The sequence below is a fragment of the Pseudomonas sp. F-14 TE3623 genome (assembly GCF_053629015.1).
The window spans coordinates 5,368,800-5,393,215 of record NZ_JBRJHM010000001.1 but is presented as its reverse complement, the minus strand read 5'-3'; the positions used below and the strand labels follow the sequence as shown (position 1 = coordinate 5,393,215).

Below are 24,416 nucleotides of genomic sequence, written 5' to 3'. Positions count from 1 at the left end.
CGACGCATCAATTGTTCATAGAGGGGGCGCCATGACGCGGATGTACGATGCTCGAGGGAATATCTACGTGGTCGTGGCGCCGGATAACGTGCGCGGTAACGGAATCGAATTGCCTGCGCTGGCCAGTCATGCCGCGCAAACCCGTGAGGCCTGGGCGTCGTCGGCCATCGAGGCGTTCTGCGCCTGGGCCCCCGGGACACAACCGCCCTGCAGCAAGGCGCATCGCTGCGATGGGCTGCTGGTGGGGCCGTTTCAATCGTCGCCGCCTTTTGACCTGCTGATCGTCAACACCGACGGCACCCTCGCCGAGCGCAGTGGCAATGGCTTGACGATTTTTTCCCAGGCCCTGAGCGAACAAGGGCTGATGCCGAAGGAAGAGGCCTGTCTGCTCCGGGTTCATCACGACAAGAGCGATGCGGTTTCGCCAGTGGAGACTTCAGTGAAACCCGCTGAAATCGATGGCGTGCAAGGGTTCTGGCTGGACCTGGGACAGCCATCGTTCGGGCCTGAAGCGGTGGGGGCACAAGGGGTTGAACCCGTGACGTTGAAGGGGCGCGAAGTCAGTCATGTGCGGCCATTGTCAGCGCTCGATCCTGCCTGGAACCGCAGCCAGTTTGTGCGTATCGGCAATCCGCATTGCGTGACGTTGGTGACAGCCGCCGATGCGCTGCCGAGTAACACGCAGATGCGCGAGCCAGAATTGGCCGAAGGATTGACCCGCATCGCCTACGCCATGCCGACCGGGGCAGGGCAGCCGTGTGTGGCTGGAGTGAACCTGCAATGGGCGATGCTTGAATCCGAGGGGCGAATCGTTGCGCGGGTGTTCGAACGTGGCGAAGGGCCGACCGCGTCGTCGGGCACCAGCGCCAGTGCGGTGGCGTGTGCGGCGTGGCGCGTGGGGTGGGTGACGGCGGGAGAGGTGAAGGTGGTCATGCCTGGCGGCACGGCGCCGATTTTGCTGGAGGAATTGGATGGCGAGTTGAGTCGGGTCAGATTGTTTGGTACGGCGCGGTTGATGGGTTGATTTCCAGATTGCATTCGCGAGCAAGCCCGCTCCCACATTGGATTGCAGTCGCTCACAAATAATGTGTCCACTGAAGATCCAATGTGGGAGCGGGCTTGCTCGCGAAGGCGTCGGCTCAAACAACCTTAACTTCAGCTCATATCGCTGCAGAACTCCACCACCGGCATCTGCCGCTTCATCAACACCTTGCCCCCGCGAACCGAATACAGCGGCAAACCCTGGCTACGAATCACCTCATAATCACTGTCCGCCGACAGAATCAACAGATTCGCCGGTCGCCCTTGTTCCAGCCCATAACGATCGCCCAGGTTCATGGCTTTGGCACTGTTGTCGGTCACCAGGTCCAGCGCACTTTGCAGATTGCGATAACCGAGCATATGGCAGATGTGCAACCCGGCCTCGAGCACCCGCAAAATGTTGCCGTTACCCAACGGATACCACGGGTCGACGATCGAATCCTGGCCAAAGCACACGTTCATTCCCGCTTCGAGCAACTCATTCACCCGGGTCACGCCACGGCGTTTCGGGAAGTTATCGAAGCGTCCTTGCAGGTGAATGCTTTCGGTGGGGCAGGAGACAAAGCTGATCCCCGAATGCCCGAGCAGCCGAAAGAGTTTGGCGCAGTAGGCGTTGTCGTAAGAGCCCATGGCCGTGGTGTGGCTGGCGGTGACGCGCGAACCCATGTCGCGGCTACGGGCTTCTTCGGCCAGTACTTCAAGGAAGCGTGAATGCGGGTCGTCGGTTTCGTCGCAATGCACGTCCACCAGACAACCGGTGCGCTCGGCCAGATCCATGAGGAACTTCACCGAACTGACGCCTTGATCGCGGGTGTATTCGAAATGCGGAATGCCCCCGACTACATCGGCGCCCAGACGGATCGCTTCTTCCATCAGCTCCCGACCGTTGCGGTATGACTCGATGCCTTCCTGAGGGAACGCGACGATTTGCAGGTCGATCAGATGACGGCTTTCCTCGCGGACTTCGAGCATTGCCTTGAGCGCGGTCAGTTCCGGGTCAGTGACGTCGACGTGGGTGCGCACGTGCTGGATGCCATGGGCGGCGAGGGTCTGGATGGTCTTCTTGGCGCGGGTCTTGGTGTCTTCCTGGGTGATGGTCGCCTTGCGCTCGCCCCAGCACTCGATGCCTTCGAACAGCGTGCCGCTCATGTTCCAGCGCGGCTCGCCAGCAGTCAGGGTGGCATCGAGGTGAATGTGCGGCTCGACGAAGGGCGGCACCACCAGATTACCGCCGGCGTCCAGGTCGTCAGGCCCCAGGGACGGGGCTTCGGTTTGCCGGGCAATGCTGTGAATCAGGCCGTTTTCCAGGTGCAACTCATGCAGGCCTTCTTGGTTGCGCAGGCGGGCGTTGATGATATGCATCAGGCGAATCCTTTTAGAGATCTTGTAGTGGTGCGTCGGCGGTACGGGCACCCAGTACCCCGGTCAATAGCACATACGTTAGCGCGGCTACGGCAATCCCTACCAGCGGCGCGACCCACGGCGAGCTGAAGGCGGCGACTGTGCCGACCGCATAAGCGCTCAGCCCCGGCCAATTGAACGCGGGCAACCGTGTATCGGCCAGGCGTGGGTAGCGGCCCCGATAGCGGAAGAAAAAGTCCGCCATGATCACCCCACCAATCGGCGGAATCACCGTGCCCAACAGAATCAGGTAAGGCACCAGCATGTCATACATGCCCAGCAGTGCCAGCAGCGTACCGATCACCGCGCCGGCCAGGGTCACGGTTCTGCGCCGGCCGGTACGCAGCAGGTTGCAGCCGGCGACGGCGAAGTTGTAGATGGTGTTGTCCTGGGTGCTCCAGATGTTGAGTAGCAACATCGCCATCGCGGCCATGGCGAAGCCTTGCAACAGCAGCACTTCGACCACGTCCGGTTGCTGATAGACGATGGCGCCATAGGCACCGATCAACACCATCAGACCGTTGCCGACGAAGAAGCCGATCAGGCTCGCCAGCACCGCAACTCGCGCTGAACGGGAGAAGCGTGTCCAGTTGGTTGCTTGCGTCGCACCGCTGACGAACGTGCCGAACACTAGGGTAATGGCGGTCGACCAATCCAGCGTTCCGGTCGGAACCACCGCGAGCAAGCCCTCGAGCCCGCCGACCTTTACTGTCGCGACCCACATCGACAACATCAGCAGCAACATCATGGCCGGCACGGCGATGTACGACAGAATCTCCAACCCGCGATAGCCAATGTACGCCGTGGCACAGAAGCCCAGGCCGAACAGCACCATCAGCCCCAGAACCGTGCCCCCGCTCAGTTCGAAATACTTGCCCAGCACCACCGCCGCCGTCGCGGTGCCCCAGGCGTACCAGCCGATCTGGGTGAAACCGAGGATCAAATCGCTGAGTTTGCTGCCCACTTCACCGAAGCAGAAACGTCCCATCAGCACCGAGTTGAGGCCGCTCTTGAAGGCGATGTAGCCCAGCCCCGCGGCATAGATCCCCAGTAGCAGATTGCCGACGATAATCACCGCCATCATCTCGCCGAAACTGAACGCCACGCCGAGCTTGCCGCCAGCAAACATGGTCGCGGTGAAGAAGGTAAAACCCAGTAGCACCATGGCGGTGGAGGCAAGTCCCTTGCGGGCATGCATCGGGACTTCGCTGAGGGGGTAATCGTTGCCCGAATCGTTCTGCGTCATGTGGCGTTCCTTGCTGGATGGAGGACGCGGGGGGTGTTGCAGTGCTCGTGCCAATGGCGCGAGGGTGTTGTTATTTATAGACGAGCAGGTGGATTTGGCCCGCAGAGAGGCACGAAAGCGGTGCACCTGAAGGAACACAAGACTCATGTGGGAGCGAGCAAGCCCACTCCCACATTAAATGCGGTTTTTTCAGGGGGAATTGTGCAGGGGCAAAAACCGCAATATCGCCGCCACAATCGCCTCCGGCGCATCCTCCTGAACCAGATGCCCGGCATTGGCAATGGCATGAAACTGCGACCCCGCAATCATCTGATGCAGCGCCTGGCCGCGCTCAATGGGAATCCATTGATCGTCCTTCCCCCAAAGAATCTGCACCGGGCAGCGAATCGTCGGGTACAGCCCTTCGACTTCGCGGGTATAACGTTCATCCATCTGCGCGATCTGCCGGTAGAACGCCGCTTGTCCCGGGTTTCCCAGCCAAGGCTGCACATAGGGCGCCAGCTCATGATCGGGAATCTCACGCTTGATCGCGCCACGAATATAGGTCGGCACAATCGCCTGCTGAATGTAATCGGGCAGTCCACTGAACGCGGCTTCATGCTGACGCACATGCTGCACGAACGGTGACCCCCAGGGCGACAGCGCCACCGGATCAATCAGCGTCAGGCTGCGATAGTTCTTGCCATTGAGCAGATGCGCGCGCAACGCGGTGGCGCCGCCGAAATCGTGGGCCACCACGTCTGGCTGCTCCAGGCCCCAATGATCCAGCAATTGCGCCAACAGCTGGTTTTGTACGCCCAGCGACACATCGCTGTCCGGCTGTGCCGATTGCCCGTAACCCAGCAGATCGAAGTAGTGCACCCGGTGCGTGGTGATGAAGTGTGGCGCAATCCGGTGCCACACATAAGAAGAGAAGGGTGTGCCATGCACGAACACCAGCGGCGGACCGTCGCCACGTACGGCGTAGCGCACGGAATGCCCGTTGAAGCGATAGGTCTGAGCCAGCGGCCAGTCAGCCATGGGAGCGTCCTCTTGGCATGTGCGAGCCAAGAAGCATAGGCATAAAAAAACAGCCATTGAAGGCTGTTTTTATGTTGACTGACGAAACGCAGTTTCCCTGTGGGAGCGGGCTTGCTCGCGAAGGCGTCGTGTCAAGCGACATCGATGTTGACTGTGCCGCCGCCTTCGCGAGCAAGCCCGCTCCCACAGGGGATTTTCGTTGTCTTTAGATCGGTTTACTCGCCGCGATAGATGCAACCGCTGGTGCAGGTCTCGTGGATGCGAATTGCGCTGAGTTCCGGCAGCAGGGGCTTCAATTCATTCCAGATCCACTTGGCCAGCACTTCGCTGGTCGGGTTTTCCAGGCCGGGAATGTCGTTCAAGTAGTTATGGTCCAGGCGTTCGTAAAGCGGCTTGAAGATCGCCTTGATTTCCGAGAAGTCGCGGATCCAGCCGGTGTGCGGATCGAGGTCGCCGCTCAGGTGAATCGCCACTTTGAACGAGTGACCGTGCAGACGACCGCACTTGTGGCCGTCCGGCACGTGGGGCAGGCGGTGGGCGGACTCGAAGGTAAATTCTTTGAAGATTTCCACAGTGATGTTCAGCTCTGTCAGGTGGCGATCGCCGCGGCGATATGGGCAGGTGGCGAGTTTACCAGAGCTCTGGGCAAAACACTGACTAAAGGGTCAGCAAGCGCTCGCCGAGGCGACCGTTGGCGGTCAGTTCGAGGAATTCGTCACCCAGCCTGCGGCTTTCATCCATCGTCGCGCGCCAGTATTTCTGCCGGCTCGGGGCGTCGCCCATGAAGCGCTTGAAGTCGTTACGGTCCGGTAGTTTGCCGTAGGGCAGGCGCGACAGGTATTCCTTTGACGGCGCCAGCAACAGAACATCCTGCAAACGCGCCGGGCAGGCGCGGCGCCATGGCAGTGTCTTGTCGAACCAGCCGGGGATCACCCGATCGGTGAAATGCGGATAGAGCACAATGTCGTTGCCGCTGTAGGGCAAGTCGAGGTGATAGTCCAGCAGTCCGCCATCGCGGAACGTCCCGACGCCTGCGCCCGGCAGGTCGCGCACGCCTTGCATGACCATCGGGATCGAGCCCGAGGCGAGCAGGGCCTGGCGCAGGTTGCCGGCATCCAGCGCAACGAAGCGCGACGGGAAGTCATTCAATGCGTTGACCGGTGGCGCCAGGCGCGGGTCGTGGATGATCAGCCGCTCGAAATGCCGCGACAGCCGCGCCCGCCCGCGCAGGTTGTCAGCGATCACCGACGACAGGCCCAGCCCCAGCCGACCACGATGATCGTCCGCCAACAGGCCATGGCTTTTGACCACCATGATGTTCAGTCGGTAATGGGCATTATCCAGAATCGATGCATCGCGGCCGTCGAGCAAGTCATCGAGCATCTGCCGGGAGCTCTGGCTGATCTGCGCCATGGTCACACCCTTGGCAAAATTCTGCTCGGTGTACAGATGACCGAGGCGGCGCAGGCCTTCGGCGGCATCCGGCAGGCATGCGCTGGCGAAGCGCCAAGAGCCCACCGACGCACCAATCAGCGAACGCTCCCGGGGCGCCGCCGGCAGCCATTCGCCGAACAGCGCCAGATCGAGCCCCTGAATCCCCAACGCTTTCGGGCCACCGGCGGCGCCCGGCAACGTGCCCACGTCAGCGGCGCTCAAGCCATTTGCACGGATGCGCGCCAAGGCACGCGGACCGGCCTTGATAGTCAGGGAAGGGAACTTGATGTGGATCGCGGTCATACCGGTCTCGATGTCTGGCAGGCGGGGGATTATGTGGGAGCGGGCTTGCTCGCGAAAGCGGTGTAAGAGTCGACATTTTTGCTGAATGTTGAACCGCCTTCGCGAGCAAGCCCGCTCCCACAGGTTTTGTGTATGGCTGCGATATCGTGGCGCCAGTCCCAATGATGGCAATTCAGTTTCAGTTAAGTTCGAATGACTAAGGTAGCTCTTGTAGCAACACATAAAAAAATACGGAGACACCCATGAAAATCCTGACTGCCCTGTTCACCGCCTCCATCATCACTATGACCGCCAGCATCGCCCACGCTCGCGACCTCGGCCCCGACGAAGCCCTGAGACTGCGCGACGCTGGTACCATTGTGTCCTTCGAGAAGCTCAACGCCACGGCATTGGCCAAACACCCCGGCGCCAAAATCACCGAAACCGAGCTTGAAGAAGAGTACGGCAAGTACATCTACCAGGTGGAACTGCGCGACCCGCAGGGCCTTGAGTGGGACCTGGAATTGGACGCTGTCAGCGGGCAGGTTCTCAAGGATCATCAGGATACGTAATGAAGGTGTTTTCTTTTAATCGGCGCGCCAGCAGTCGGATGGCGCTGGCGCTCCTGGTTTTTTGCTCGGTGGTCATGGCTCGCGACCTGGATCAGGACGAGGCCCTGCGCCTGCGCCAACAAGGTGTGATCCTGCCGCTGGAGCAGCTCTTGCAGCAAGCGCTGGACCTCTATCCCGGGGCCAAGCTGCTGGAAGCCGAGCTTGAGGAAAAGCACGACGTCTACATTTACGAGGTCGAGCTGCTGACCACCGAAGGCGTGGTACGCGAGCTGGACCTCGACGCCACCACCGGCCATTTACTGAAAGACAAGGAAGACTGACCGATGCGTTTGCTCTTGGTGGAAGACCACGTGCCGCTGGCCGACGAATTGATGGTGGGCCTCAACCGGCAGGGTTACGCCGTGGACTGGCTGGCCGACGGCCGCGATGCGGTGTACCAGGGCAGCAGCGAGCCCTATGACCTGATCATCCTCGACCTCGGCCTGCCGGGTTTGCCGGGGCTCGAGGTGCTGGCGCAATGGCGGGCCGGGGGCTTGGCCACGCCAGTGCTGATCCTCACCGCGCGCGGTTCCTGGGCCGAGCGGATCGAAGGCCTCAAGGCCGGCGCCGACGATTACCTGACCAAACCGTTTCACCCCGAAGAGCTGCACCTGCGAGTCCAGGCACTGTTACGCCGCTCCCACGGCCACGCCAATCAGCCGACGCTCAAGGCCGCCGGTTTGCATCTGGATGAAGGTCGTCAGTGCGTGACTCGCGACGGCGCCGACATCCAGCTCACCGCCGCCGAGTTTCGCCTGCTGCGCTACTTCATGCTGCACCCTGAACAGATCCTTTCCAAAAGCCACCTCGCCGAACACCTCTACGACGGTGAAACCGAGCGCGATTCCAACGTGCTGGAAGTCCACGTCAATCATCTGCGGCGCAAGCTTGGCCGCAGCGTGATCGAAACCCGTCGCGGTCAGGGTTACCTGTTCGGGGGGCAAGCCCAGTGAGGTCGATTCAGCGCCGCTTGAGCCTGGGGCTGATCAGCGTGATGGTGATCGTCGGCCTGGTGCTGGCGCAAACCAGCCTGTGGCTGTTCGAAATGGGTTTGCAGCGCTACCTCGAAGCCGGTCTGCGCAACGACAGCGAAAACCTGCTGGTGGCGCTGGTGCGCGGGCCGCAGGGGTTGCAACTGGATGAGCGGCACTTGTCGCCGGCCTATCAGCGACCGTTCTCCGGGCATTACTTTCGTATCGATTTCGCCGACAGCCATTGGCGTTCCCGTTCGTTATGGGATCAGGAACTGCCGCAGCTTGGACACCCTGGGCTGCATAGCAATCTGCAATTGGGGCCGGAAGGGCAGCAGCTGTTGGTATTGCGTTCGGACTACCGTCGGTTGGGCCAGGCGATTTCCATCAGCGTCGCCCAAGACTACACCCCGGTGCGCGAGAGCTTTCGGCGCATGCAGCAGATCGGCCTCGGGTTGGGGCTGGCGGGGCTGTTGCTGATTTTGCTGTTGCAACGCATCACCGTGCGCCGCGCCTTGCGCCCGCTGGAAAAGGCCCGCGAGCAGATCGCCCAATTGCAGCAGGGTCAGCGCTCGCAACTCGACGAAGAAGTGCCGCTGGAGCTGGAACCGTTGGTGGCGCAGATCAACCATTTGCTGGCCCACACTGAAGACAGCCTCAAGCGCTCGCGCAATGCGCTGGGCAATCTTGGCCATGCCTTGAAGACTCCGCTGGCGGTGTTGTTGAGCCTGGCTTCCAGCGAAAAACTCGATGCTCACCCGCAGCTGCGCAAAGTCATGCAGGCGCAACTGGAACAGGTTCAGCAACGGCTCAATCGCGAACTCAACCGCGCCCGATTGTCCGGCGATGCACTGCCGGGTGCGCTGTTTGATTGCGATGCGGAATTGCCAGGGTTGCTGGCCACGTTGAACATGATTCACGGCGAACACCTCGACTTGAGCTACCGCGCGCCTGCCGGTTTGCAACTGCCGTGGGATCGTGAAGATTTGCTGGAATTGCTTGGCAACCTGCTGGACAACGCCTGCAAATGGGCGGATGCCGAGGTTCGGTTAAGCGTGGTCGAAACGGCAGAAAGGTTTGAGTTGAGCGTGGAAGACGATGGCCCGGGGATTCCCGAAGACCAGCGCGCTCAGGTGTTCAGCCGTGGTACCCGGCTTGATGAACAGACGGATGGGCATGGGCTGGGGTTGGGCATCGTGCGCGACATCGTCGACACCTGGGGCGGGGCGTTGAAGTTGCAGGAAAGCGAGTGGGGCGGGCTGAAGGTGATGATCGAGTTACCCAAACGCTAACACCCATTTGAAGGACGCCGAGTAACCTGTGGGAGCGGGCTTGCCCGCGATGGCGATGTAACAGTCAACATCGATGTTGGATGTTATGGCCTCATCGCGAGTAACTCGCTCCCGCAGGAAGGCGTTGAATCAACCCCGGAACTGACTGATTCACACCCCTACGAGGGTTGGTGTTGGCTTTGACAAGGCGGCAATGCTCCGGCACAGTGCGCGCCCTCTAATAAAACCCTTTTTCTTTAATCCGCTGGCGGCCTATGCAGACTGCCGGCCGGACTCATTCCGTTTGGCGGTGATTGCCTCACCGCGCTGCTTTTGAGGTAACAACAATGAATGCAGTAATTGCCGCGGTCGGCATCATGCTGATACTCAGCCTGTCCCGCGTGCATGTGGTGATCGCGCTGATTGTGGGCGCACTGGTCGGTGGCTTGACCGGTGGCCTGGGCATTGACGCGACCCTTAAAGCTTTCAACAGCGGCCTTGGCGGCGGGGCGACGGTTGCGTTGTCCTACGCCTTGCTCGGCGCGTTCGCGGTGGCTATCGCCAAGTCCGGCCTGGCCCATGCGCTGGCCGACAAAGCCTTGGCCATGGTCGATCGCCAGCACGCCAACGGTGGCGGAAATGTCAAATGGCTGCTGATCGGCCTGCTGTGGGTGGTGGCCATCGCCTCCCAGAACATTTTGCCGATTCATATCGCCTTTATCCCGTTGCTGGTGCCGCCACTGTTATATGTGCTGACCAAACTGCAACTGGACCGTCGATTGATTGCGTGTGTCATTACGTTCGGTCTGATCACGCCGTACATGTTCCTGCCCGTGGGCTTCGGCAACATCTTCCTCAATGAAATTCTGCTGGCCAACGTCGCCCGCAGTGGCGTGGACATCAGCGGTATCAACGTCACCCATGCCATGGGTATTCCGGCGCTGGGCATGGTGTTTGGCTTGGCGGTAGCGTTCATCAGCTATCGCAAGAAGCGCGTTTACGACCTCGAGAAAATCGAGAAAGTCGAACAGGTCGCGGTGCAGTACAACCCAATGAGCCTGATGATCGCCGGTCTGGCCATTGCCGCCGCGTTCATTGTTCAGTTGCTGCTGGACTCGATGATTATCGGGGCGCTGGCGGGTTTTCTGATTTTCTCGGTGTCGGGGATTGTGAAGTGGCGCGACACCGATGACCTGTTCACCGAAGGCATGAAGATGATGGCGATGATCGGCTTCATCATGATTGCCGCGTCCGGGTTTGGCGAAGTGATCAAAGCCACCGGGCAAGTGCAGACACTGGTCGAAACCTCGGCCTCGTGGATCGGCCACAGCAAAGCCGTCGGCGCGTTACTGATGTTGCTGGTGGGCCTGTTGGTAACCATGGGCATCGGCTCGTCGTTTTCCACCGTCCCGATTCTGGCGGTGATTTTCGTACCGTTGTGCGTGCAACTGGGCTTCAGCCCGATCGCCATCGTGTGCATCGTCGGCACCGCCGGCGCGTTGGGCGATGCCGGGTCACCCGCCTCGGACTCGACCCTGGGTCCGACCTCCGGTCTGAACATCGACGGCCAGCATCACCACATCTGGGACACCGTGGTCCCGACCTTCCTGCACTACAACCTGCCGCTGCTGGTGTTTGGCTGGGTGGCGGCGATGGTGTTGTAACGGCCACTACCCTTGTGGGAGCGAGCCTGCTCGCGATTGCGATCTGTCAGTCACATTGATGCTGAATGTAACGCCGCCATCGCGAGCAGGCTCGCTCCCACAATGACTGCGTTCAACTTTTGAATTGGCCTGCCGTTATAGCTTTTAACCACGCCAACAAAATCAAAAGAGTGAACGTCATGCGCATGAGCCTGAAGGCTAAAGTCCTGTCCCTTGCCGTCCTCCCGGTGCTGCTCTTTGCGCTGGTCATCAGCTTGACCACGTTGTTCATTCTGCAGGAGCAGGCCCGCAAGGAAGTCGAGGAAACCCGTCAGCGCCTGCTCAGCGATGCCAAGGCGACCCTGCAAAGTTATGTCGCCGTGGCCATGACCACGATCAAACCGCTCTACGACGCAGCCGCCCCCGGCGATGATGCGGCGCGGGCACAGGTGGTCAAGTTGCTGTCGAGCATCACTTACGGCAAGGACGGCTACTTCTTCGGCTACGACTCCAACACCGTGCGCCTGTTCAAGGCCAACAGTCCCGAAGGCGTGGGCCAGAGCTTCAAGGACAATCGCGATCCGAACGGCGTCTACGTCAACCGCGACCTGGTGAAAGTCGCCAAGGACGGTACTCACTACCTGCAATACAGTTCGCCGCTGCCCGGTAACACCCAAGTGCTGGTGCCCAAACTCGGCTACACCGAATACCTGCCGAAGTGGGACATGGCGGTCGGTACCTCGGTCAACCTCGACGGCATCGAAGCGCAAGTGGCGGTGGTTGAGGCCAAGGTCCAGGAACGCATGCAAGGCGTGGTGCTGAGCATTGTCGGGATTGCCGTGGTGGTGCTGCTGGTGATCGCTGCTGCCGGGATGCTGCTGGCCAACACGATTCTGCGTCCGCTGAACCTGATGAAAGCCAACCTCGATGACATCGCGGCGGGCGAGGGTGACCTGACCCGGCGCCTGTCCATCACCAGCCAGGATGAACTCGGCGAACTGGCCGGCTCGTTCAACCGTTTCGTCGACAAGATCCACGGTTTGGTGCGGCAGATCACTGAAATGACCTCGCAACTGACCGGGCTGGTGAATCAGGTCTCCGATCAGGCCCAGCGTTCGGATCAGGCCATGGAGCGCCAGCGTCACGAAACCGATCAGGTGGCCACGGCGATCAATGAAATGTCGGCGGCGGCCCAAGAAGTGGCCAAAAGCGCGCAAAACGCAGCGGTCGCTGCCCAGCAGACCGACGAAGAAGGCCAGGCCGCCAAGCGCGTGGTGGCCGGCAGTATCGTGAAGATTCATGCGCTGGTGAACGACATTCGCAGCAGCGGCGTGTCTCTCGATAGCTTGCAGAAAGACGTATCGTCGATTGTCAGCGTACTCGGGGTGATCCGTTCGATTGCCGAGCAGACCAACCTTCTGGCGCTCAACGCCGCCATTGAAGCGGCCCGCGCCGGTGAGGCCGGGCGTGGTTTTGCGGTGGTCGCCGACGAAGTGCGTGCATTGGCCAGTCGCACGCAAATCAGCACCCAGGAAATCCAGAGCATGATCGACCGCTTGCAGGCCGGCACCCAATCGGCAGTCGAGGCCATGCGCCGCTCCAGCGAGGCCGGCGACGGCACGTCGGCCCAGGCCAACGAGGCGGGGGCGTCTCTGGACGCCATGGCCCAATTGATCGGCACCATCAACTCGATGAACGCCCAGATCGCCAGCGCCGCCGAAGAGCAAACTGCTGTGGCCGAAGAGATCAACCGCAGCGTGCATCAAATCGCCGTGGCCGTAGACAGCGTCGCCGACGAAACCCAACTCGGCGCCCAGACCTCGCGCAGCCTGGCCGACCTCGGTCAACGCCTGGGGCAACTGGTCGGGCAATTCCGTATCTGATTGATAATGCTCGTGTGGCAAAGGGGCTTGTCCCCAATGCCGGTAAATCAAGAAATTTGAGCGACGGAAATCCTGTGGTTCCGCATCGCGACTACCCTCATTAGTAAGCAAGCACCGTCCAAGCGTTTGTTTGAACCCGTATCTGGAACGGGCGGTCATTTGCTTCAGGTGTCGCGCATTCGCGGCACCCGGACGACCCTAACCACGGAGTCAGACTTATGAATGACGGTACCTGCGACTGCCCGAAATGCAACTGTAAGCTGGGTGAACACCCTATCGTGCGTCACGGCAAGCACTATTGCTGTGAAGCCTGCGCCAAGCACCACGAAAACGGCGAAACATGCGCCACCAAAGGCTGCAAGTGTGCTCAACACTGACCGTTCAGCCAAAAAAGTGGAGCCGTCCAGGCTCCACTTCAGTTGGGATCTTTCCCCTCCTTTTTGACGCTCAACTGGCCGGTCGCCAGGTCACATTCTCGATGCCGAATTTTTCCGCCAGCGGTTTGCTGGTCTTTTGCACCCGTTCACGGCCAAAGCGCGGGATCCGGCCGATACCGGCGTCGCAACTTGCCCAGTGCCAAGCCTCTGCATTGTCCATTTTTTCCAGGCGGATAATGAAAGACTTGGGCTGGCCATGAAGGGTGTATTCAATAACGAAAAGTTTTGCATTGTTCATAAAGCCTGTATTCCTCCCTGTAGTTATAGAGGGATCACGAGGCGCAGGGAAAATTCAGTCGAATTGTCGGACGGTGACAGTGACTGGCGACAGCCGGACGCCTCTTGATCATGGAGTCTTCCCGACCCCAAATGATCCTAGCCTATGGCCCAAGATGCGCCGGCGGAATCGTCACAGTCGGCATGTATGTTGAATGTTCTGGCCCTATCGCGAGCAGGCTCGCTCTCACAGTTGATCTGCGCCACTCACATGATTTGTGACCAACACAGCCCCCTGTGTGAGCGAGCCTGCCCGCGATGACGGCCTGAAGCCGAACTCAGACCTCAGGCACACCTTTCTCCCAAGCCGACCAATTCTGCAAAATTTCCTGCACCAACGGATTCCCCGTGCGGTACAGGTTCTCCAGCGCCGGCACAAACCCACCCTGATCGGCGTATTTGAGCAGGTTATCCACCTCGCTCTGGCCCGGCGCCGGCCGGTCGAAGTCGGAACCGGCGCGCACCACCGCCAGGCGCCGGACGTCCACCAACCCCTCGCGGCTGGCGCGCAGCAGCGCCTCGTAGGTGGAGTTGTCTTCCTGCTGAGTCGTGCAATAGACCCCTTCGTTATTGGTCAGCAGCCTGGTCCAGACTTCCGCCCGCTCACTCAACCGCGTTCCGGAAAACCAGGTATTGCCCGCCAGCGTGTCGCACTGGGTCACCACCGGAGGCTGATTGGCCGGCGCAGACGGATACTTCAAGCGCCATATCGCTGATTCCTTGCTCTCGCTCAGCTGGACCTTGTGGCTCAGGGCGAATGCCTTGGCCTGCAACTTCGGATTGAGTTCGAACACTTCAGTCTTGTAGTCCAGCGGCGGCTTTTCGTTCGGGCCTTTGGTGTTGATGCCCAGATAACCGGTCGGCCAGTCTTTCGGCGCGTCCCGGGAGTCCAGCTCCCACTGGGTGCCGAACTCCACCAGGTAGTGTGCCCACGCGGTGGTGCCGATGGTGCCGTGGTGCGGGCTGATGCCGGCAATCCCGGCGATCAGGAAGTAACTTTTGCGCAAGTCGAATTTCGGTGACAGCGCCAAAGCCAGAGTCGAGGCGGCTGCATTGGTCTGACCCATGCCGGTGACCATCAGGCACACCTGTTGGGTGTTGCAGCGAATATTCGGGTACTCGGCGGACAGGCCCGGTACGCGCACTTCTTGCTTGAGCTCCAGGCGATCGATCCAGTTCTGCGCCTCGGGGGCGAACATGGTGATCAGCATCACTTTCGGCTGGATCGGCGCGTCGCCAGCCCAGGCAGCAGAAGAGAGCAAAGTGCCGCAGGCCAAGGCCACGGAAAAGGAAAGACGCGTCATTGCATTCATAAAACCTCCTGATTCAAATGAGCCTTAAAACTGATAGCCGACACCGGCGTAGTAGCCCCAGCCGTTGGAACGGGCGCGGAAGTCACCGTCGCCGAAATTCAACTCGCTGCCGTCGTCCCAGTTGCCGCCGTTGTGGAAGTAACGGCCGACCAGGGTGAAACGCAAGTGGGTGAAGGCGTAGAGCAACACGTTGGTGGCCACGGTGGCATTGGCGGTGCGGGCCGGGTTGTCCTTGTGCAGGTCGGAGCCGAAGTCAAAGTTGGTGAAACCGATATAGGTCAACGACGCGCCATTGCTGAAGCTGCTGATGGGCACGATGTACTTGAGCTGGGCGCGGTAGCCGTCCCACGAATACTCGTTGCTGGCGCCGTAGTTTTCCCACTGGTAGCGGCCATAGAAGTTGGCCGACAGGTTGACCCGCGAATGGGTGTCGATGTCGGTGCCGAGGCCGCTGTACAGCGTGTTGGCGCGGTTGGCACTGTTGCTGCCATGGTCGTAGATCCAGTCGAACGCGACGTACCATTCCTTGAACGGCCCGACGGCCAGGCTGCGGCCGGCCAGGTAGTCAATGGAAATCCGCGGTTCGTGCTCCATGAACACCGGCGAGCCGTGGTCCCACACGCCTTTGTCATGGCTGTTGCCGATGTCGAAGATCTTCGGAATGTCGATGTAGCCGTACAACTCGAACGGCCCTTTTCGGCCGAAGTATTCATATTCCAGGTAGATATCATCGGCCGGTTGCGGGCCGAAGCTGATGTCTTTGCTGCCGATGACGGTGAGGTCCTGGTTGAACCAGTCCGACAGGTACGCGCCTTTTTTCGGCGGGCTGGCTTCAGGGCTGAGGGCTTCGCCCTGGGCGGATTCTTCGGCGGTGGCCGGTTGGGCCAAAACGTGGCTGCTGAGTAGTCCTGTAACGCTGGCCAGCAGCAAGGAAACAGCAAAGGTGCGTGAGCAAGTCACGCGGCTGGAAGTGCAATGCATTAAAAGTCCCTTTTAGTGCGGATCGAAAGCCCGATGGTGCGGGTTTTGTGCGGTTAGGTGGCGAACAGGCCGGTATTGACGACTCGCAAACGTTTGCACAAGGCATACCAGTTTGGTTCAAAGCACGGAAAAATCTAAGGAATTGACGGTTTAACTGTCCTTTCGGTCAAAGAATTCGAGGTGAGGGGGAAAAAGGAGTGGAATTCGGGGGCGAAGGGATCTGGATGAGATATGCACCAAAGTGGTATCGACGATCAGATAAGTAACCCCATCTGTGGCAATAGAGCTTTTGTGGCGAGGGAGCTTGCCCCCGTTCGGCTGCGCAGCAGTCGTAAACCATCCAACACGGTGCTGCAGACAAACCACATTGTCTGGTTTTGGGGGCCGCTGCGCAGCCCAACGGGGGCAAGCCCCTCGCCACAGGGTTGCTGTAGAATCCTCGCCATTGACTTCACAAGGTGCACCCCCGATGAGCGAGCCGATTCGTCTGACCCAATACAGCCACGGCGCAGGCTGTGGCTGCAAGATTTCGCCCCAGGTGCTGGAAGTGATTCTGGCCGGCAGCGGTGCGCAAAACCTGGACCCGAAACTCTGGGTCGGCAACGCCTCGCGCGATGATGCGGCGGTGTATGCCATTGACGAAGAACGCGGCGTGGTCTCGACCACCGACTTTTTCATGCCGATTGTCGACGATCCGTTCGATTTCGGCCGCATCGCCGCCACCAATGCCATCAGCGATATCTACGCCATGGGCGGCGACCCGTTGATGGCGATTGCGATTCTCGGCTGGCCGGTCAATGTGCTGGCGCCGGAGATTGCCCGGGAAGTGATTCGCGGCGGGCGTTCGGTCTGCGATGAGGCCGGGATTCCGTTGGCCGGCGGCCATTCCATCGACGCGCCAGAGCCGATCTTCGGCCTGGCCGTGACCGGGCTGGTGGAAAAGCGCCATATGAAGCGCAACGACACCGCGACAGCCGGTTGCTTGCTGTACCTCACCAAACCCTTGGGCATCGGCATCCTCACCACGGCCGAGAAGAAGGGCAAGTTGCGCACTGCCGACATCGGCCTGGCCCGCGACTGGATGTGCACCCTGAACAAACCCGGCAGTCGTTTCGGCAAACTCGACGGCGTGACCGCAATGACCGACGTCACCGGTTTTGGCCTGCTCGGGCATTTGGTGGAGATGGCCGACGGCAGCAACGTGACCGCCCGCATCGAATATGACCGTGTGCCGCGCCTGCCGGGTGTCGAGTATTACCTCGATCAGGGCTGCGTGCCGGGCGGCACGCTGCGCAATTTCGACAGCTACGCCAGCAAGGTCGGCCGGCTCCAGGAGTTGCACAAACGCGTGCTCTGCGATCCGCAGACCAGCGGCGGCCTGCTGATCGCGGTCACGCCCGAAGGCAACGAAGGGTTCCTGGCGGTGGCGGCCGAACTCGGTCTGGCCCTCGACCCGATCGGCGAACTGGTTGAGCGACAGACTAACGCGGTAGAGGTGTTTTGATGTCCATCGACTTCACCGATTACCGCGACATCTTTCTCAACGACCGGCCGATGATGGATACCCGCGCACCGGTCGAATTCCTCAAGGGCTCATTCCCCGGCGTGGTCAATCTGCCGCTGATGAATGACCTCGAGCGGCAACGGATCGGCACTTGCTACAAGCAGCAAGGCCAGCAAGCGGCCATCACGCTGGGACATCAATTGGTGTCTGGCGAGATCAAGGCCGAGCGCATCCAGGCCTGGGCCGATTTTGCCCGGGCTCATCCGGATGGTTATTTGTATTGTTTTCGCGGCGGCTTGCGTTCGCAGATCGTTCAGCAATGGCTCAAGGACGAAGCGGGTATCGACTACCCGCGAGTCGGCGGCGGCTACAAGGCCATGCGCACTTTTTTGCTCGATACCCTCGATCAGGCCATTACCCAGTGCGATTTCGTTTTGCTGGGTGGCATGACCGGCACCGGCAAGACCGAGGTGCTCACTCAATTGAGCAACGGGCTGGACCTTGAAGGCCACGCCCATCATCGCGGCTCAAGCTTCGGCAAACGCGCCACAGGCCAACCCTCCAACATCGACTTTGAAAACCGCCTGGCCGTGGACGTACTGAAGAAGCGCGCCCGCGGAATCGAACAGTTCGTGCTGGAAGACGAGAGCCGCGCAATCGGCAGTTGCGCCTTACCGTTGCCGCTGTATCAGGGCATGCAGCAGTTTCCGATGGTTTGGCTGGAAGACAGCCTGGAAGGGCGTGTCGAACGAATCCTGCGTGATTACGTGGTGGACTTGTGCGCCGAGTTCATCGAAGTACATGGCGATGAAGGCTTCGCGCTGTTTTCCGAACGTTTGCTGGCGAGTCTGAACAATGTCCAGAAACGGTTGGGCGGCGAACGTCATCAGCGGATGTTGACCTTGATGGAAGATGCGCTGGCAGAACAGGCGAACAGCGGTGCGGTGGATTTGCACCGGGGCTGGATCGAAGGGCTTCTGCGCGAGTATTACGACCCGATGTATGCGTTTCAGCGGGAGAAGAAGGGTACGCGGATCGAGTTTGTCGGGGAGCGGGGGGCGGTGCTCGAATACCTGCGGGAGCGGGGTAATCAGCGGGGGTGATGTTGTTTTGCTGGCCCCATCGCGAGCAGGCTCGCTCCCACACTGGATCTCGGTGGTACGCAAAGTCTGTGTTCACTGAAGATCAAATGTGGGAGCGAGCCTGCTCGCGATGAGGGCCAGACAGGCCCCGACCGCTTACGTCGGACAGCTCTCCTGACCGTTATCCAGCCCTTGCTTGTAGCTGTGGCTCTGCAGGCTGGCCTTGCCGTTGTGCCAGGTCAGTGTGAGCACGTACAGCGAGTCGTAATCGCTCGACTCCCAGTCATCGGTGATGTTCTGTTCTTTGCCGACGGCTTCCCCGGCGACCTTGTTGATCAGCTCGGGCAGGTAGCCGTGGGACCAGGCCGTATAAATGACCGAGTTGTGATACTTGTCGTGCAGCAGTTCATCCGCCAGGTCGCTGGTGTCGTTAGCCGAGAATTCGATGTTCACCGGCAAACCAAGCTTGATCGCGCTGGGGCTGATGGTCATCAGGGGCCGGATGTAACTGTAGGAATTATCCAGTTCGCCTTCCTCGACATTGCGTGTCGGGTTGGCGGCAAACACATAGTTGGCTTTGCCGAATTTTTCCGGCAACAAAGTGGCCAGGTCGATGGCGCGATTCAGCCCCTGACAATTGAGCTGACCCAGGCCGCCGGCGGGTTTTTCCCCGTGGCGCAAAAATACCAGCGTCTGGGTGCCGTCTGCCGGTTGGGCGCGGCTTTCACTGGATTCAAGCGACAAAAACAACGCGCTGACCGCCAGCAGGGCGGGCAGGAAGATATAGGCGCGATGTTTGAAGCGTTGGGCGAGTTTCGATGGGTTCATCATCTTCAGGTCATCTTCAGCGCATTCGGTTAAGGCTGACAAACCTTGACACCGCGAGCTCCCAGCATCGGGTGTATTCCATGTCGTTGACCCGGTCCGTTTCCTACAGGGCAATGTTCAGAGTCCTCTGAAGCCCTTTGGTTCGATCCGGGCGAGGTGCCTGGCACTGTAACGGCAACCTTGAACGGATTGGGGAAAAGGTTATCGACTGGATGTTGCGGATTTATGGACATGGCACACACCTTATCCCTCTGTAGATTATGATCTTCGCTCCGGTTTTCTCGTGGATGCCCCTTATGACCGATTTGTCTGCATTCCCCATCACTCAAAAATGGCCGGCCCAGTACCCGGAGTGGATCCAGCTCTATTCCTTGCCAACGCCCAATGGCGTCAAGGTTTCGATCATGCTCGAGGAAATCGGGCTGCCCTACGAGCCGCATCGGGTGGGCTTCGACACCAACGATCAGTTGTCCCCCGAATTTCTGTCGCTGAACCCCAACAACAAGATCCCGGCGATCCTCGACCCCCACGGTCCAGGGGACCAACCGCTGGCCTTGTTCGAGTCCGGGGCGATTCTGATTTACCTCGCCGACAAGAGCGGGCAACTGCTGGCGCAGGAATCGGCGGCGCGTTACGAGACCATTCAATGGCTGATGTTTCAGATGGGCGGTATTGGGCCGATGTTCGGCCAACTCGGATTTTTCAACAAATTCGCCGGCAAAGACTACGAAGACAAGCGTCCCCGTGATCGCTACGTCGAGGAAAGCAAGCGCTTGCTTCAAGTCCTCGACGGCCGTCTGCAAGGGCGCGACTGGATCATGGGCGAACGCTATACCATCGCCGACATCGCGACCTTTCCGTGGGTGCGCAACCTGATCGGCTTCTATGAGGCCGGTGATCTGGTCGGTATCCAGAATTTCCCCAATGTTACCCGCGTACTGGAGCGTTTCCTGGCAAGGCCGGCGGTGATTCGCGGGCTGGAAATCCCCAGGCAACCTCTTTGAGTTATCGCACTGAACCTGTGGGAGCGGGCTTGCCCGCGATGACGGTGGTAACTTCAACATCAAATGTCACTGACATACCGCTATCGCGAGCAAGCCCGCTCCCACAGGGTTCTGTGCTGGATGCGGTCGATTGTTGCCGCCGCGGTAACGCAGTCTTGAGCGATCGAGGTTTGTGCCTCGCGCCTTGCAGGGCATAAGCTTCGCCCCCTACGACTTTTTGTCTCATCCGCCGTTTTTCAGGAAGGCCCATGCCCAGTCAGTTCCCCGAAGCACGTCCACGCCGTCTGCGCCGCAATGCGAGCCTGCGCAGCCTGTTCCAGGAAACCGAGTTCAGCCTGAACGACCTGGTGCTGCCGATTTTCGTCGAGGAAGAAATCGACGATTTCGTGCCGATCAAGAGCATGCCCGGGGTGATGCGCATTCCCGAGTCGAAGCTGGCCGGCGAGATCGAGCGTTACGCTCGGGCCGGGATCAAGTCGGTGATGACGTTTGGCGTGTCCCATCATCTGGACAGCAGCGGCAGCGACACCTGGAGCGACAATGGTCTGGTGTCGCGCATGTCGCGCATTGCCAAGGACGCCGTGCCGGAAATAATTGTGATGTCCGACACCTGTTTCTGCGAGTACACCGATCACGGCCACTGCGGCGTGCTGCACCACCACGAAGTCGACAACGACCAGACCCTGATCAACCTAGGCAAACAAGCCGTAGCCGCCGCCCGCGCTGGCGCTGATGTGATCGCACCATCGGCGGCCATGGACGGGCAGGTCCAGGCCATTCGCCGGGCGCTCGATGAAGCGGGTTTCAGCCAGACCGCGATCATGGCCTATTCGACCAAATTCGCTTCGGCGCTTTATGGCCCGTTCCGCGAGGCTGGCGGCAGTGCGCTGAAGGGCGACCGCAAAAGCTATCAGATGAACCCGATGAACCGCCGCGAAGCCGTGCGTGAATCGTTGCTGGACGAACAGGAAGGCGCCGACGCGCTGATGGTAAAACCGGCCGGTGCGTATCTGGACATCATCCGCGACATCCGCGAAGCCTCGCGTTTGCCGCTGTCGGCGTATCAGGTGAGCGGTGAGTACGCGATGATCAAATTCGCCGCGCAGGCCGGGGCAATCGATGAAGACCGAGTGGTGCGTGAGAGCCTGGGGGCGATCAAACGGGCCGGGGCGGATTTGATCTTCACCTATTTCGCGATGGACCTGGCCCTGGCCGGGATCTAATGATCACCACATAATCACTGTGGGAGCGGGCTTGCTCGCGAAGGCGGCGCGTCAGTCGATATTTATGGTGACTGACACGCCGCCTTCGCGAGCAAGCCCGCTCCCACATTTGATCTTCGCCGTTCTTGGGTTCAGCCGAAGAAAGGCCGAATCTCACGGTCACGGAAATACCGCTCGATCACCTTCGGATCGGCGCTGTAGTCGGCAATCGCCACATACGTATCCGGCCGCAGCAGGTAGAACCCGTTGCGCGCCAGCCCCACGGTTTCAAACACCGGTCGCCAGTCGAACACCTGCAACGGCAGATGATGCTCGGTGCACCAGACGATCATTTCATCGCTGGTGTCGCCATACACATGCACCTGCCAGCTCGGATTTTTTAGTGACTCAAAATTGTCGCCTTCACCGTCGTGGGCCCAGGGCAGGCGATCACCGCCGTGAACATGGCCTGCAACGCCCTCGCTCAACGGCATGCCGCGATAGTTGAGAGTGGTCTGTGACACCGTGCGGAACATGAACTCCCGGGCCGCCTCAAACGAGATCATTTTCGGGATCAAAAAGGGTGCCACGCGTATACGCATCACGTCGGCAATGGGCCCATCGGCTGTGACGAAACTGAAGACCCGATCAGTGGTGGCCACCAGTCGCCGGGCAAACGCGATGCGTTCAGTTTCATAGCTGTCGAGCAGTTTGGCCGAGGCGCCACCGCTCAACACCGTCGCGAGTTTCCAGGCCAGATTGATCGCGTCGCCAATCCCGGTGTTCATGCCCTGGCCTCCCGCCGGGCTATGGACATGGGCGGCGTCACCCAACAGAAACGCGCGCCCCGTGCGAAAGTGATCCGCAACCCGGTGATGCACACGGTAGGTCGAGAACCAGTTCACCTGATCGATCTGCACCTTTAAATGCTCGATGGCCCGGCTGCTGACGTCTTCAAACTGGAGGGTTTCGGCACGGTCGGCGCGTTCATCGCGAACCGTGCCGATCAGGCGGGCACGACCTTCGCCGGCCAAGGGAAATACGGCGAGGAAGTCGGCTTCATCAAGGTCCACATGCAGTTCACCGTTGAACGTGGGGCCGCGAGCCTGCACATCCGCCACGTAGAAAATCTGCTGGTAGGTGCCACCCGGAAAACCGGTGTCCAGCGTCTTGCGCACAATCGACCGGGCGCCGTCGCAGCCGGCGAGGTAACAGGCCTGGCAGGTTTCCTGCTGGCCATCGGGCAAGCGCAGCCGGGCGGTGATGCCGTCGCTGGTTTCCTCGAAGCTTTGCAGTTCGGTATCGCGCTCCACCGTAATGCCGAAGGCTTCCAGGCGTTCGATCAGCAGGCGTTCGTGCTCGTCTTGCGGATAGATTTCCAGAAACGCGTAGGGCGTCAGACCCTCGCCGATGGTGCTCAGCGGCAGGCGTGCGACGGGTTCGCCCTTAACCCAGAAATTCGCCGCGGCCACTTTATGGCCGTTTTGCACAACGGCGTCGCTGAGGTCGAGCTGGCGATACAGTTCAAGCGTTCGCGCCTGTACCGCCAGTGCACGTGAAGTGGTGCCGGGTGTCGACGTCTTGTCGATGATCCGCACCGCAATCCCCAGTTTGCTCAACCACAGCGCCAGTACCAGCCCGGTCGGGCCGGCACCGATGATCAGCACGTCGCTACGGTTCATGAGCCTGTCCTCCTCGGTGTGTGGATCAAGTATGGTTCAGCCCGGATGCACCGGCCTCCCGGCTGCCCAACGGAAAACCACCCCTGTGGCGATACAGCGCAGGGGAACAGTCCGCGACTGTCACAGTCATAGCCTGCGCCATGCCATTGATCGTATGGTTAACCCGGCTCAACGGATTTTGATGGAGCACCATGCAAGTCAATCGATTGATCATGAGCATCGCGGCACTGTTGGTCCTGGCCGGTTGCGGTAGCCAACGCACGCAGGAACCGCCGGTCCGCAAGCCTGCCGAGGTCAAGGCAGAGATCATGCGTCTGCTCCCGGCCAAGACAGCCGACCGCCAAGGCTGGGCCACAGACATCTACGCGGCATTTGCCGCACAAAAGATTCCACCGACCACGCAAAACCTGTGTTCGGTACTCGCGGTCACTGAGCAGGAATCGACGTTTCAGGCTGATCCGCGGGTGCCGGGCCTGGGCAAGATCGCCCGGGACGAGATCGACCGCCGCGCCGCCAAGGCCCACATTCCAGGCCTTCTGGTGAGCGGTGCCTTGCAGGTAAGTTCACCCAATGGCAAAAGTTACAGCGACCGGCTGAATGCTGCGCGCAGCGAAAGAGAACTCAGCGCGATTTTCGATGATTTCATTGGCATGGTGCCCATGGGGCGGACGCTGTTCGATGGTTTCAACCCGGTGCACACCGGCGGGCCGATGCAGGTCAGCATCGATTTTGCAGAACAGCAGGCGCGGGATTATCCCTACCCGGTGGACGGCTCGATTCGCCGCGAAGTGTTCACGCGTCGCGGCGGTATGTATTTCGGTATTGTCCATTTGCTCGGTTACCCGGTGAGCTACAAACAGCCGCTGTATCGTTTCGCCGATTTCAACGCCGGTTGGTACGCCAGCCGCAATGCGGCGTTTCAGAACGCGGTAAGTCGTGCGACGGGTATTCCGCTGGCGCTGGATGGCGATCTGGTGCGCTACGGTTCGATCATGCCGGGCACCACGGAATTGGCGGTGCGCACCCTCGGCAAGCAACTGGACATGCGCAACCTGACCATTCGGGATCAATTGGAGGAGGGGAAAGGGCTCGAATTCGAGGACACCAAGCTCTACCGACGAGTCTTCGCTTTGGCCGAACAAGCCGAAGGCCGGCCATTACCCCGGGCGGTGTTGCCGGGGATCTTGCTGCAAAGCCCGAAAATCACCCGCAAACTCACCACGGCGTGGTTCGCCAAGCGGGTCGATGAGCGTTATCAACGCTGCATGAAGCGCGCGGGGATGTAACCAAACCAAAAAATGACT

The 24,416-nt window shown here is 60.2% G+C and carries 23 protein-coding genes and 1 pseudogene; 14 read left to right on the top strand and 10 right to left on the bottom strand.

The genetic code is table 11. The features are described 5' to 3' along the window. The first annotated feature begins 31 nt into the window (after window positions 1-31). Complete coding sequence (locus tag AB7M29_RS25240; protein WP_454248241.1) at window positions 32-1,024, top strand: diaminopimelate epimerase; 993 nt, start codon at window positions 32-34, stop codon at window positions 1,022-1,024. Between the two features lie 131 nt (window positions 1,025-1,155). On the opposite strand, the gene codA is transcribed toward AB7M29_RS25240, so the two are convergent. The 5 genes from codA to AB7M29_RS25215 all read right to left on the bottom strand — a co-directional run bounded on the left by codA (window position 1,156) and on the right by AB7M29_RS25215 (window position 6,445). After that, on the bottom strand, window positions 1,156-2,403 hold the full coding sequence (gene codA / locus AB7M29_RS25235) for a cytosine deaminase (protein ID WP_454248240.1): 1,248 nt from the start codon (window positions 2,401-2,403) through the stop codon (window positions 1,156-1,158). Between the two features lie 13 nt (window positions 2,404-2,416). After that, window positions 2,417-3,688: a cytosine permease gene (codB, locus tag AB7M29_RS25230; protein ID WP_217857273.1), complete on the bottom strand. Its 1,272-nt coding sequence runs from the start codon at window positions 3,686-3,688 to the stop codon at window positions 2,417-2,419. 189 nt (window positions 3,689-3,877) lie between these two features. Further along, window positions 3,878-4,708, bottom strand: coding sequence for an alpha/beta fold hydrolase (locus AB7M29_RS25225; protein ID WP_217857272.1), 831 nt, complete (start codon window positions 4,706-4,708; stop codon window positions 3,878-3,880). A 215-nt stretch (window positions 4,709-4,923) separates the two neighbouring features. Then, window positions 4,924-5,280 (bottom strand): 6-carboxytetrahydropterin synthase QueD, encoded by a 357-nt coding sequence (gene queD, locus AB7M29_RS25220; protein ID WP_003173033.1) that lies wholly within the window; start codon window positions 5,278-5,280, stop codon window positions 4,924-4,926. An 85-nt stretch (window positions 5,281-5,365) separates the two neighbouring features. Further along, complete coding sequence (locus AB7M29_RS25215; protein WP_454248239.1) at window positions 5,366-6,445, bottom strand: patatin-like phospholipase family protein; 1,080 nt, start codon at window positions 6,443-6,445, stop codon at window positions 5,366-5,368. Between the two features lie 242 nt (window positions 6,446-6,687). Here AB7M29_RS25215 and AB7M29_RS25210 point away from each other — a divergent pair, with 242 nt between their 5' ends. From AB7M29_RS25210 to AB7M29_RS25175, 8 genes and pseudogenes are all read left to right on the top strand, one after another. Continuing rightward, window positions 6,688-6,996 (top strand): PepSY domain-containing protein, encoded by a 309-nt coding sequence (locus AB7M29_RS25210; protein ID WP_123720394.1) that lies wholly within the window; start codon window positions 6,688-6,690, stop codon window positions 6,994-6,996. After that, window positions 6,996-7,316, top strand: coding sequence for a PepSY domain-containing protein (locus AB7M29_RS25205; RefSeq protein WP_217857270.1), 321 nt, complete (start codon window positions 6,996-6,998; stop codon window positions 7,314-7,316). The genes AB7M29_RS25210 and AB7M29_RS25205 overlap by 1 nt, the downstream gene beginning before the upstream one ends. A gap of 3 nt (window positions 7,317-7,319) precedes the next feature. Continuing rightward, window positions 7,320-7,988, top strand: a complete 669-nt coding sequence (locus AB7M29_RS25200; RefSeq protein WP_454248238.1) for a response regulator transcription factor — start codon at window positions 7,320-7,322, stop codon at window positions 7,986-7,988. Further along, window positions 7,985-9,298, top strand: coding sequence for a sensor histidine kinase (locus tag AB7M29_RS25195; RefSeq protein ID WP_454248237.1), 1,314 nt, complete (start codon window positions 7,985-7,987; stop codon window positions 9,296-9,298). Before AB7M29_RS25200 ends, AB7M29_RS25195 begins: the two co-directional genes overlap by 4 nt. A 326-nt stretch (window positions 9,299-9,624) precedes the next feature. Then, entirely contained in the window at window positions 9,625-10,941 is a 1,317-nt protein-coding gene (locus AB7M29_RS25190) for a Na+/H+ antiporter family protein (protein ID WP_454248236.1), read from the top strand. 179 nt (window positions 10,942-11,120) lie between these two features. Beyond that, a pseudogene (locus tag AB7M29_RS25185) lies at window positions 11,121-11,945 on the top strand (cache domain-containing protein); the annotation flags it as partial. Between the two features lie 36 nt (window positions 11,946-11,981). After that, a complete protein-coding gene (locus AB7M29_RS25180; protein ID WP_370694714.1) occupies window positions 11,982-12,803 on the top strand; it encodes a methyl-accepting chemotaxis protein in 822 nt (273 codons plus the stop codon). Between the two features lie 218 nt (window positions 12,804-13,021). Next, window positions 13,022-13,180 carry a metallothionein gene (locus tag AB7M29_RS25175; RefSeq protein ID WP_052963136.1) on the top strand — a complete coding sequence of 53 codons (159 nt, stop codon included), beginning with the start codon at window positions 13,022-13,024 and terminating at the stop codon, window positions 13,178-13,180. 70 nt (window positions 13,181-13,250) lie between these two features. Here the strand turns inward: AB7M29_RS25175 and AB7M29_RS25170 are convergent, their stop codons facing one another. The 3 genes from AB7M29_RS25170 to AB7M29_RS25160 form a co-directional block, all read right to left on the bottom strand. Beyond that, entirely contained in the window at window positions 13,251-13,478 is a 228-nt protein-coding gene (locus AB7M29_RS25170) for a DUF6555 family protein (protein WP_030131525.1), read from the bottom strand. Window positions 13,479-13,794: 316 nt separating this feature from the next. Further along, the gene (locus AB7M29_RS25165) at window positions 13,795-14,829 is read right to left on the bottom strand and encodes a purine-nucleoside phosphorylase (RefSeq protein WP_448724764.1); all 1,035 of its coding nucleotides are present in this window, start codon (window positions 14,827-14,829) and stop codon (window positions 13,795-13,797) included. A 24-nt stretch (window positions 14,830-14,853) separates the two neighbouring features. After that, on the bottom strand, window positions 14,854-15,810 hold the full coding sequence (locus tag AB7M29_RS25160; RefSeq protein WP_447793025.1) for a nucleoside-specific channel-forming protein Tsx: 957 nt from the start codon (window positions 15,808-15,810) through the stop codon (window positions 14,854-14,856). A gap of 469 nt (window positions 15,811-16,279) precedes the next feature. Between AB7M29_RS25160 and selD the strand changes: the two genes are divergently transcribed. Both selD and mnmH read left to right on the top strand, forming a co-directional pair. Further along, a complete protein-coding gene (gene selD, locus AB7M29_RS25155; RefSeq protein WP_217857264.1) occupies window positions 16,280-17,314 on the top strand; it encodes a selenide, water dikinase SelD in 1,035 nt (344 codons plus the stop codon). Continuing rightward, a complete protein-coding gene (gene mnmH / locus AB7M29_RS25150) occupies window positions 17,314-18,417 on the top strand; it encodes a tRNA 2-selenouridine(34) synthase MnmH (RefSeq protein WP_217857263.1) in 1,104 nt (367 codons plus the stop codon). Before selD ends, mnmH begins: the two co-directional genes overlap by 1 nt. Before the next feature lie 135 nt (window positions 18,418-18,552). Here mnmH and AB7M29_RS25145 read toward each other — a convergent pair whose 3' ends face one another. Next, window positions 18,553-19,227: a histidine phosphatase family protein gene (locus AB7M29_RS25145; RefSeq protein WP_217857330.1), complete on the bottom strand. Its 675-nt coding sequence runs from the start codon at window positions 19,225-19,227 to the stop codon at window positions 18,553-18,555. 293 nt (window positions 19,228-19,520) lie between these two features. On the opposite strand from AB7M29_RS25145, the gene AB7M29_RS25140 reads away from it, so the two are divergent. Both AB7M29_RS25140 and hemB read left to right on the top strand, forming a co-directional pair. After that, window positions 19,521-20,228, top strand: a complete 708-nt coding sequence (locus AB7M29_RS25140) for a glutathione binding-like protein (protein ID WP_454248235.1) — start codon at window positions 19,521-19,523, stop codon at window positions 20,226-20,228. Between the two features lie 248 nt (window positions 20,229-20,476). Further along, a complete protein-coding gene (hemB, locus tag AB7M29_RS25135; RefSeq protein ID WP_454248234.1) occupies window positions 20,477-21,451 on the top strand; it encodes a porphobilinogen synthase in 975 nt (324 codons plus the stop codon). Window positions 21,452-21,582: 131 nt separating this feature from the next. Here hemB and AB7M29_RS25130 read toward each other — a convergent pair whose 3' ends face one another. Next, a complete protein-coding gene (locus AB7M29_RS25130) occupies window positions 21,583-23,112 on the bottom strand; it encodes an FAD-dependent monooxygenase (protein WP_217857261.1) in 1,530 nt (509 codons plus the stop codon). A 191-nt stretch (window positions 23,113-23,303) separates the two neighbouring features. Here AB7M29_RS25130 and AB7M29_RS25125 point away from each other — a divergent pair, with 191 nt between their 5' ends. Further along, window positions 23,304-24,398 (top strand): DUF1615 domain-containing protein, encoded by a 1,095-nt coding sequence (locus tag AB7M29_RS25125; RefSeq protein WP_454248233.1) that lies wholly within the window; start codon window positions 23,304-23,306, stop codon window positions 24,396-24,398. The last annotated feature ends 18 nt before the right edge of the window (window positions 24,399-24,416 follow it).